The 10,724-nt window shown below is 42.0% G+C and carries 8 protein-coding genes; 2 read left to right on the top strand and 6 right to left on the bottom strand.

Going from position 1 to position 10,724, the window contains the following annotated elements; genetic code table 11:
• Positions 1–301 precede the first annotated feature (301 nt).
• Both ABKW31_RS17275 and ABKW31_RS17270 read left to right on the top strand, forming a co-directional pair.
• Positions 302–2,284 (top strand): hypothetical protein, encoded by a 1,983-nt coding sequence (locus ABKW31_RS17275; RefSeq protein ID WP_348617822.1) that lies wholly within the window; start codon positions 302–304, stop codon positions 2,282–2,284.
• Positions 2,285–2,302: 18 nt separating this feature from the next.
• Positions 2,303–2,668, top strand: coding sequence for a methylated-DNA--[protein]-cysteine S-methyltransferase (locus tag ABKW31_RS17270; RefSeq protein WP_348617821.1), 366 nt, complete (start codon positions 2,303–2,305; stop codon positions 2,666–2,668).
• A gap of 14 nt (positions 2,669–2,682) precedes the next feature.
• On the opposite strand, the gene ABKW31_RS17265 is transcribed toward ABKW31_RS17270, so the two are convergent.
• From ABKW31_RS17265 to ABKW31_RS17240, 6 genes are all read right to left on the bottom strand, one after another.
• Positions 2,683–2,865, bottom strand: coding sequence for a hypothetical protein (locus ABKW31_RS17265; RefSeq protein WP_348617820.1), 183 nt, complete (start codon positions 2,863–2,865; stop codon positions 2,683–2,685).
• Between the two features lie 278 nt (positions 2,866–3,143).
• Positions 3,144–4,277: an N-acetylglucosamine-6-phosphate deacetylase gene (gene nagA / locus ABKW31_RS17260; protein WP_348617819.1), complete on the bottom strand. Its 1,134-nt coding sequence runs from the start codon at positions 4,275–4,277 to the stop codon at positions 3,144–3,146.
• Between the two features lie 7 nt (positions 4,278–4,284).
• Positions 4,285–5,283 carry an SIS domain-containing protein gene (locus ABKW31_RS17255; RefSeq protein ID WP_348617818.1) on the bottom strand — a complete coding sequence of 333 codons (999 nt, stop codon included), beginning with the start codon at positions 5,281–5,283 and terminating at the stop codon, positions 4,285–4,287.
• A 10-nt stretch (positions 5,284–5,293) separates the two neighbouring features.
• A complete protein-coding gene (locus ABKW31_RS17250; RefSeq protein ID WP_348617817.1) occupies positions 5,294–6,175 on the bottom strand; it encodes a BadF/BadG/BcrA/BcrD ATPase family protein in 882 nt (293 codons plus the stop codon).
• Positions 6,176–6,313: 138 nt separating this feature from the next.
• Positions 6,314–7,795, bottom strand: a complete 1,482-nt coding sequence (locus ABKW31_RS17245; RefSeq protein WP_348617816.1) for a tryptophan halogenase family protein — start codon at positions 7,793–7,795, stop codon at positions 6,314–6,316.
• A 44-nt stretch (positions 7,796–7,839) separates the two neighbouring features.
• Positions 7,840–10,572, bottom strand: coding sequence for a TonB-dependent receptor (locus ABKW31_RS17240; protein WP_348617815.1), 2,733 nt, complete (start codon positions 10,570–10,572; stop codon positions 7,840–7,842).
• Positions 10,573–10,724: the final 152 nt, after the last annotated feature.

Here is a 10,724-nt window from a genome sequence, read left to right as displayed (position 1 = left end):
TATACCAACAACTCATTTTTGTTTGGTCTAAAAAAATATGCTTGAAACAAGGCTGAAAAATTAGCGTCAAGAATGCCACAACTCAGGCTTAATGCAAAATAAATGCAAGTGATATTTTATTACCCAAATTAACATCACTCTAGGGTATTTGTAGTAGGCTCAAAGGTTATCTTGTTTAAGTCTATTTTTGTTAGTCAGCCTATTGTTTTATTAAGTAAGTCTTGGTGTTTAGGCAAAGCCTTGTTAAATTTGTTGAACTTAATTAAGTTTAATTAAAACTTAACTCATCAAGGAAATATTCATGTTCGCAGATCAGAAAATCGATTATTTACCTAAGGATCGATTTGTCGACGGTAGCTATCAAGAGCATGATAAACACGCGCAAATTCGGCAAAAACGTAAATGGCAAATATTACTGGTCACTTTTTTATCAACCGCTATTTTGATGAATCTATTGGTTTGGCTCAGACCACCCATCTATCAGAGCCAAGCAATTTTACAATTTACCTCAAGCAATAATTTGTCGACTTTTGATAATGCACTTTGGCAACAAGCTATCGAAGTGACTAGGCAGCGATTGATGAGTGACGGTGTGCTAGTTGGTTTGTCTGAACGCTTAAGGCAGCAGCACGATATAAATAGGCAGGCTCCTGAGTTAATTGACATGCTGAGTATTACCAGTAATTTAACGAGCAATGTCCTTATATTGGAAGCTAAGGGGTCTGAACCTGAAATATTAAGCTTAATTATTGAAACTTGGATCAGTGACTATTTGGCTAACCTTAAAGGAGAAAGTAGCAGCCAGAATAAAGATGAACTTAATGTTATTCAGCAGCAATTGTCTGTTTTACATGACAAAATAAGCAATCAACGAGAAACCATCCAAGACTTCGCACAATTAAATCAAATCATCTCCGTTGAGCGCGACGAAAATCAGATTCTGAGTAAAATGAAAGGCCTTAACCTAAGTTTAGAGGCCGCTGAGAATCAAAAAACGGAAGCCTTAGCAAAACTGGAGAATCTCAATCAAGCACTTGAACAAGGAAGTGTCATTGAACGTCCCAGCGACACTGTCACTATCAATGCCCTTAAAGCGCAACTAGCGACAATCCAAAGTGAACTTAAGGCTCTAAAGAATAAATATACTGCAGAATATTTGCAAAGAGACCCGGCTATTGTGGCTAAACAACAAGAGGCGACAGACTTAGAATTTAAATTGAAAAATATTGTTAATGAAAGCCAAATCGCTAACTTAACTGATAATCAACGAATATTAGAAGTTGCTGTCAGTAAAGCTAAATTGCTGCGAGTTCAATTAAGCGAGCAACAACAACTCGCTCAACAATTTAATCGAAAGTTAGAACAATATAAAGGACTTGAAGCTGAATTACTCGAGTTACAACGACAAGAACAAGTACTTAAAAGTCGCTCAGTTGAGTTAGAGTTAACTCGGCCCTTTGAAGCTAATATTAATGTATTGGAGCCTGCGAGTAAGGCGCAATATCCTATTGGACCTGATTATTGGCGCGATTCCATGCTTGCTTTGGCTCTGGCTGCTATATTTTCATTATTGGCTTTAGGTCTATTCAGTTTTATTGTTCGACCTAAGCAAACTAATCAAGCTGCACCCAATATCGTCGTGGTTCCACACTATGGCGCCAAACTTAATGACGACAGTACAGACTCTCGAACATTAATGGACAAAAGTCTCGGCTCTGTTGCAAGTCTAGCACTTTCTGATAATACAGAATCCAAGCAAACTCGTATTTTGCAGAGCAGTGAAATAAAACCCCTATATCAAGCCGCTAACCAGCAGGGTAAAACATTGATCGGCCTGATTCTTTGTGGGGTCGCCTTAGATGAGATCAGCAAACTAAGCCTGGCTGACTTTAGTGCTAATTTTGCGTCCCTGAATATTAGTGGTGATACCCCACGAAAATTGCAGTTACCTCAGCCTTTTGTCCAATATTTAGTTAGCTGCTATGCCTCTAATGATAGGTCATCGCCGATTATAGCCAGTCGCCTGAGTGAGAGTGATCTTAATTCATTAGTCATTAATGCCGCCTATGACGCAGATTTGATTTTACCCGAACAGGTTTCGCTCTTTGCATTACGCCAGAGTTATATTCGGTTTCTTATTGAGCAGGGGGTAAGACTCAATGATATTGAGTTGCTATGTGGTTATATTGCCCCTGCAGAACTAACGCACTTTCGTCAATTCAAAGCTAAGACCCTAATTGAGTTGGCAGAGGTTAAAACTGACTATCCATTTTTAGATAGTTAGGGGGTTTAGCAAAATATAATGCAATCACCCACTAACCAGCAAAAGATTTGGCACACTGTACAAAGTATTCCTGCTGGAAAAGTAGCTACTTATGGTCAAATTGCAGATTTAGCTGGCTTACCTGGCCGTGCAAGGTTAGTCGGTAAAGCATTGGGCTCAGTTCCCCACGATATTGAAGTAAATTGGCATCGAGTACTGCGTTCTAGTGGCCATATTGCCTTCCCCATAGGCTCAGAACAAGCAAGCTTGCAGCGTGGCTTATTACAAGAAGAAGACGTAGTCATAGTGAATAATCGAGTCAATCTTCGCCACTTTCAGTGGCAACCAGATTTGACAGAATTACTCTTTACTCTTTACTCTGAGCTACTAAAGTTGTGGAAATAATCCAACCACAAGCCTTAACGTTCTTCAACCTGCTTTAAAATAAGCCGTACTTGATCCGTAGTGACATCTGAAGGACATACGCCCTTAGTAACCAAGGCGACCCTAACACCTTCCGGATCCTGATGAGAAAATTCAGCACTATTTTTTTGAATATATCGACAAAGTTGATTTTGTAAATTTCGAGTCAAACAAGACATATCATCACCTTAAACAGCAAGGAATTATTTCCCACTAAAAACAGATAAATTAAACACATCCGCTTTAAAAGCATAAATCAATCCAAAAGTTTTATTTCAGTTAATTCAATTATTTAGCTGATTTCAAATTTTTTACTATTAGTAATTTGTAAATAAACTCGACACTGATGTGCCCTGCAATTTTCCGTTTCTTTAAGTCCTATATATTGCTATCGACTGCTAGTAGCAATAAATCAATGTAAATTGATTAAATTTCGCACTAATAACTAGCGCTACACTTATTTCGTATAGACCTTGTGCCCACCAATCCATGTTTGTGTAAGCTGAAGTTTTTCATCCAAGTTGACCCAATCTGCCGCAAAGTTAGCTGCAATTCGACCACGCTGTTGCGCAATAGATAAAAATTTTGCTGGGCTTAATGAGGCCATTTGTAGACTTTCTTTTAATGGAACCTTTAGGTCGTAATGCACATTACGCACTGCGCTAGCCATATCCAGAGCAGAGCCTGCTAATGTGCCACCAGCTATGGTTAATTTATCTGCTTGACGGGTAATATCCATATCTAAAAAGGTTTCTGTGACCAAATCACTTCCAACATGGGACATTGCGTCTGTAACCAGTATTATTTTGTCGCTTCCTTTGCATTTTATGGCTAACTGGCAACTAGTTTTGCTGACATGATGATGGTCGACTATTAAACCACAATAGGTTTGACTATCTAATAGAGCAATTCCGACCATGCCACTCTCGCGACTGGTTAAGGGCGACATAGCATTATATAAATGGGTAAAACCGGTGGCGCCTGCAATTATGGCATCTTCTACTTGCTGAGCATTGGCATTTGAATGGCCCAAGCACACGATTACCCCTTGTTTAACTAAATCTTGAATAACGTCGTTGGGGACGTTTTCTGGCGCCAGAGTGACGATGACCTTGCCAAGATCTTTACGGGTAAATAAAGCCAGCTCTTTGTCACTCACCGCGCGAATGTGACTCTGTGGGTGAATACCTTTTTTCGGACGACTTAAATGTGGCCCTTCATAATGAATGCCGATAACACCAAGCAGTTTACTGGCAATCGCCTCAGCCATGGCTTCTGCAGCAGCCTGCATGGTTGTATAACCATCGGTAATTAGGGTTGGTAACATTGCTGTTGTACCGAAGGCTTGATGCGCTTCAGACATGGTTTTAAGCGTCTTAAAAGTAGAATGATTATTAAATAAGACTCCCCCTCCTCCATTGACTTGAATATCGATAAAACCAGGTACCAGTAAACCGTCTAATACTTCATCTGCCTGTGCTGCAGTGCCTTGAAAAACCTTAAGGATCTTACCGTCAAAAATTTCAATGCACTGATTTTGTTTAAATGTATGACCATCAAATAATTGGGGCGTGTAAATAATTTTATTCATCGTTACATCACAGGGTTTGGGTTACTTTTTTAAGGCCGACGGGTTTATCCGGATCAAAGCCCATATTCAGCGCGATCTGCTCAACATCGAGATAAAAGCGTTGCAGAATCGCCAGCGGCATACAACGTCTGTGTAGGCCAGCAATATCGGCACTCAATTGAATCAAATGGGCTCCACGGCGACCAACATCTTTTATCATTGAATTATGGGCCTCAGTAGTTTCATCGGCTACAAAGACATCAACCACCGCCAAATGCTTTTCAACTAGAGTAACAGGACCATGTAAAAACTCTGCACTACTAAACGCTTCAGCATGCACCGCGCATACCTCTTTAAGCTTGAGGGCAATTTCTCGGCTGATAGCATAACCAAAACCACGTCCAAGTACGACACAATGCGCCAAACTAGCCACAAACTCTGTGCTTAACTGCGGTGCTTGTTGCACCACTTGCGCTAAGGCATTAGGCAAGGCCGATAAAGCTGTCTTCAATTCAGTATCATCCTTCCAATACGCCACTAGTTGTAAAATGGCGCTTAAGGTGGCGAGGTAACTCTTAGTTGCAGCGACAGCAAGCTCTTGTCCCGCTAACAATGGCAGCACAACATCGGCTAGTTCAGCCAATGGTGACGTAGTGTCGTTAACTAAGGCAACGGTTAAGGCTCCCGATTCTTTGGCTGATTTGGCCTGCGCCAATATGTCGTGACTGCGACCGGACTGTGAAATGATTAATACCAGCGCGTTATTCAGTTTTAAATTTTGTTTAAAAATACTATTTACCGATGGCGCTGAAGAACTGACAGGAATACCTAGTTCAACTTCGATCAAATATTTGGCAAATACCCCCGCATGATCAGATGAACCTCGCCCTACAATGTAAACTAATGAAGGGTTAAAGGTCTTTATTTTTACTGCCAATTGTTGGCAAATTTCTGCGTTATGCTGTAATTGCTGGGCTATGATATTGGGGGCTTCAGCTGCTTCCCGAGCCATAATACTACTAGTCATTATAAAGTTCTCACTGAGTTAATTGGGTTTTAGCTAAAATAATTGCACCGGCTTCTGGTTGTAAAATGGCATCACTTAAGGTTGCCTTTATATCACTATCAAGCCAGGGAATAAGTAGGGTTGAAACGCCGCCTATAATGGATAAACGTTGTGGCGCTTGACTGAGTAAACGCCGCGCAAGTTGGCTAATATAGTGTGCGCCCTCATTGACCAAACTCACTGCGCTAGTTTGTTGCTCTGCTGCCAGTTTAAGCACCATAGGAGCCAGTTGGGCAAACAAGCTGGGTTTGGCATTAATGGTGGCGCTTACTAAGTCGTAGGCTGTTTTACACGCTAATATTTCAAGCACTTGCTCTGTCATATTGCAGTGCGGTCGTAATTTGTCTAGCGCTTCTAAGCAATGGCTGACAGCCATCTTACCTAACCAAGCACCACTGCCCTTGTCTCCGACAATAAAGCCGTGACCACCTACTTCTAGGCACTCTCCTTGGGCGATAACCGCGCCAGAAGAGCCCGTACCAGTGATGATAATGGCTCCATCATTACCATTATGCGCACCTAGGCAGGCAATATGGAGGTCAGTACTTAAATTCAAACTTAAAAATGGATGGGCACGGCTGAGCACGCTCTGTTTAATGTTTGGTAGGTTAACACCCGCTAGACCAATACCCGCATGGATCTGGCCATAAGAAATAGCGTGCTCACTCACTTTGGCCAATAAAACGTCACAGGCCGCATAAATTGAATATAAGGTTCCCTCAATATCCCGTGAAGCATTCGCTGGACCAGCAATGGCTTCAGCTAATAGCACACCGTCGGCATCTTCTAGGCGAGCTTTACATTTTGTGCCCCCGCCATCTATACCAATAAAATAAGGTGAATTAATTTGCAAAATGAATAATCTCCGGAAATATAAAACCTGCGCCTAAGCGGCATTTTTTATCGATGAACTTTGTCCGAGTTGTAACAACAGTGTGAGGCTGTAGTGCCAAACTAAGGGTAATAAAATTAGTCATAAGAGTGAAATAGCCTAAGGAACAAGGTAGCTAGCCTGATCAATAAATTGCGCCGCGAGTTGTTGACACTGCTGTTGTGCTCTTTGACGTTTTTTTCTGGTTAAACGCAAAGCGCCTTTTGTAGGGGCTGAGTAATGATGCATCCCAGCTAAAATACAATACCAAGATGTTTTCTTGTAAGTTAATAGTTGCTGGTGTCTAGCCAAGCTATGTTCGAATACGCCACTTGTCGACCAAGCGCTCAAAATATCTTTGAGTGCTGCTGATTGGACCCTATTCTCGCGGTTAAATACCCAATAGGGGGTGTCAGTTCGGCTATTTAGCTTATAGTGGGCTTGTAAATAGTCCCGTGTTCCATCAATCATATTATTGATCAACAAATTAAACTGCTGACGACTTTGCTCTGCGTTTGTGAGCGTTTCAACAAATTCGATAAAGGCTTCACAGGTTTGTTGTGCGATATTTAGCATGGGAGCTTCAAGTGGTTCGAGAAAACCTTGTGATAAACCCACGGCTAAACAGTTTTGCTTCCAATGTTGGTTTATTCGTCCAGGCGTCCAACGCAAATGCACAGCCTTACTTTCAAAGTCATTAATTTCCTCCCGTAACTCCTGTTCAGCGGCTTGTTCACTGACAAAGTCAGAACAATATACATAACCGTTACCCGTGCGACTTTGCAGAGGAATAGACCATCGCCAACCATGTTTGAGGCCTTTAGATAAAGTAAAAGACTTAAGTACCGAGTTTTCGGCATTTTCTGACTGAATTGCCACCGCGCGGTTATTGGGCAGATAACCCGAATAATCGATGAGCTGTTCACCCAAAGTTTGTTGTATTAATAAACCACTAAATCCACTGCAATCAATAAAAAAGTCAGCATACAAGATGCCGTTTTGCTTCGTTTCAAGGGCTTCTATACCTAATGGGCCACTATTGACCTTGGTAACTTCGTCATCGATACATTTTACGCCCAGCGAGAGCCCATGGTTTTTTAAAAATAGCCCCAGTTTTGTCGCATCAAAGTGATAAGCGTAATCGATATCAGATTGGGCATGCTGTGCAAGTTTAGGGGCTTTATTTTGCTGCGCTACATAGGCCGTAACAAAATAGTGATCAGGGTGACTATCACAGTCAAATCCTTCGCGTCTTTGATTACAGGCGCTAAAAAAGTCTGTAACAAGCTGGCTATCTATTTCACTGTAAAAAGGGTGAAAGTAGCTGTTATTTGCTTGTTTACTGCACCAGTTTGGAAAGGCAATACCGCATTTATAAGTGGCATCACAGGCTGGCATCCATTGTTCTTCACTGATATTTAGTTGTGCAAAAAAAGTACGCAGGAAAGGCGTTGAACCCTCTCCTACGCCCAGAGTGCCAATACTACTCGACTCAACCAAGGTAATCTGGGTACCTGTTGAGGCCCATTTGGCAGCAAACAAGTTGGCACACATCCATCCTGCTGTTCCACCACCAACGATAATTATTTGCTTGGGTCGCATATTTGCTCTCTGAAAAACCGGGGCTACTAACCCCGGACTACACACTAAAACCTGAAGTTTGCACCTACGTAGAAACGTCGGCCATTGGCGCTTTGGGTACCACCTAAACGCGCGCTATCGGTAGAGCGAACATAGTAGTTCTCCCAGATTTCGTTAGTTATATTGAGAGCTTCAACTTTTAAGCTAATATCTTCGGTCAAGTTATAACTAAACTGCGCATCCATTTGAGCCTGCTCATCACGATAGTTATTACCAATTTCGGCTGCTGCAATGAAATACTCTGAACGATAGTTGTAGTTCAAACGCGCACTGTAGAGATCATTTTCATAAAATACGCCCAAGTTATACGAATTCTTGGAGGTATTTGGAAACATCACCACTCGCTCAGCTAAGGTAGCGCCAACAATATTGCCATCAGCATCTGTGACTGCTACTGCTTCATCAATGGTGGCATTACCCACGTCGGTATAGGTGTAGTTAAAGTAACCACCAAAGCCATTATCCATAATATGTTGTACTTGAAATTCAATACCATCAATTGCCGTTGAGCCACCATTTTCAGGGGTTCTTAACTGGTTTATTTGCTGCCCATTAATTTCTTTAGCCACTGTCTTAGTAAAGATAAAATCGTTAATATCTTTTTTGAACATGGTGATTCCCACAACTGAAGCGTCATCAAAATACCATTCCAAGCCCAATTCAAATTGATTTGCCGTTAACGGACTTAGGCCTGGGTTGCCTGCTGAGCCAGAGCTTGTTTCTGGGGTTAAGTTAACTGCAGGCGCTAATTGGAATGGGGCTGGACGAGTGAGTACTCTAGACGCTGCAAAACGTAAAATAGTATCTGCGGCTAAATCATAAGCCACGTTTAAGCTCGGTAACCATTCGTTATACTGACCCTTAAATGAGACCGGAGCACCAGAGGTTAAATCATAACCATTTGAGGTAGAATCGGTTTCTACATATCGCAAACCGACGTTTCCGCGCAAACCCTCGCCATCAAAGTTAGCCATAACGTAAAGGGCGTTAATATCTTCGTCAATTTTAAATGAAGAAGCTGACTGGAATATATCGGTGGTGCGACATAAGGTGGATTGTCCATCGCTACATTCAGCCACGTCATATAGAGCAGCATACATTAAGTCGCGATCAGGCATAAAATAACTCGCGCCAAAAGCATTAGTGTTGCTGTGGTCAACGTTGACCATATCACCTGTCCAAAAATCGCTAGCTGGCCCTAAACTGCCCGCTCCGATAGGATCCAAATTAGATAGGCTCGTTTGCACGCGGGTTTGGGTAAAGCTGCGAGCGCGCGTTTTAAAACCGGCTTTGATTTCTTTTACCGCCCCTAACTCTACAAAGTAGCTATAATCGACTTGCGCATAATCTTCTTTATCTTCCGTTTTATTGGCTTGATCGAAAATACCGCCTAACCACATTTGGTCGCTTGGATTAGCTAACCAAGGGCTGGCTGTTGTGAAATCAATAGCAGGGCTGGTACCACCGGGATTATAGAAATCAAAATTTGCTTCAGGATCATTCGGATCTACCCAAAATTCGGTAAAGAAATCACGGTTATCGCCTTTACCTGAGGTGGTACCGATTTGCCAATGTAATTTAGCAGAAGGGAGGTTGTAACTTCCTTCAAAATCGATAATTTCAGTAGACATTTCTGAACCATCACGGAAGATATTGTCGTAGGCCATATGACGTGACCAGCCAGGACGACTGGCAACACCACGCACGGCTAAGGTCTCAACAATATTATTGTTTACCGTTCCTGTACTAGTATCGGTGCCGGTATAAGCGATGCCACGGAATGGAATGCCAATTAAGTTAGAGTTAACATTATCGGCATTCATGGTTGAACTCATATAGTGGAGGTTCATTTCTAAATCATCATTGGGTGCCCATTGCACATCAATGTCGTAACCTATACGTTCACGATCTTGTTCGAATAAAGCGGAACCCATTCCCCATGGAATAGCACCTTTTGTACTTGCACCTTGCGGGGCTTCAATGAGGGGATCAATGCGCGCAATGGATGGCCCAAACCAACCAAAATCTTCGTTAGTTTCACGTTGTACGGTGCGTTGCTGGTAGGTCAATGAAGCCAGAACACCAAAGGTCTCATCGTCATTTTTCCAGCTGTAAAGACCTGAAAAAGAAGGATCAAATTTTTCGCTAATGTCGTTGTATTGACCTTCAGTTGAAAATTGAATGGTATTACTGTCTAGTTCAAAAGGCTTACGTGTGCGCAAAATAACGGTACCGCCAAGGGCACCTTCATCTAAGTCGGCCTGAGACGACTTATACACTTCTAAGCCGCTGACCATTTCTGAAGCGAGTAATTCAAAGTTAAAATTACGCGTGGCATCCGACAATACAAACCATTGGCCAGTACCAACCGCTTGACCGTTAACCAAGGTTAAGTTTTGGTCTGGTTGAACACCACGAATGGTGACACCCTGTCCTTCACCAAAAGTGCGGTCAATGGTAATACCTGGAATACGAGAGAGGGATTCTGCTACGTTTTTGTCTGGAAACTGTCCAATGTCTTCGGCAGTAATGGCATCAACAATCGCATTGGAAAAGCGTTTTTGATTGAGGTTTTCTTTGGCACTGGCGCGAATTCCGCTAATTTCGATGATCTCTACATCATCTACAGCGGCAGTTTGAGCATAAACATTGTTAATAGAAACACCGCTTACCGTTGCACCTACTAGGCAGGCAAGCTTTATTCCTCGAGTAATTTTATTGAACTTTGACGTTTGCATAGTGTTCCCCGTGCATATTGACAGCGTTGTCATTTGGTTTTAATAAAAATGACAACGCGATATTTTAAACTTAAAATTGGTGACAGCGTTGTCATTGATGGTTAAGCTACAACAAGGTGATTGAATAATCAACAAGAATTACAAATTAGTAA

This window comes from Paraglaciecola sp. 25GB23A, assembly GCF_040012495.1.
In the GTDB taxonomy this organism is placed as follows: Bacteria; Pseudomonadota; Gammaproteobacteria; order Enterobacterales; family Alteromonadaceae; genus Paraglaciecola.
Note: the sequence above shows the minus strand (reverse complement) of the source record. Positions and strands in the feature narration are given on the sequence as shown.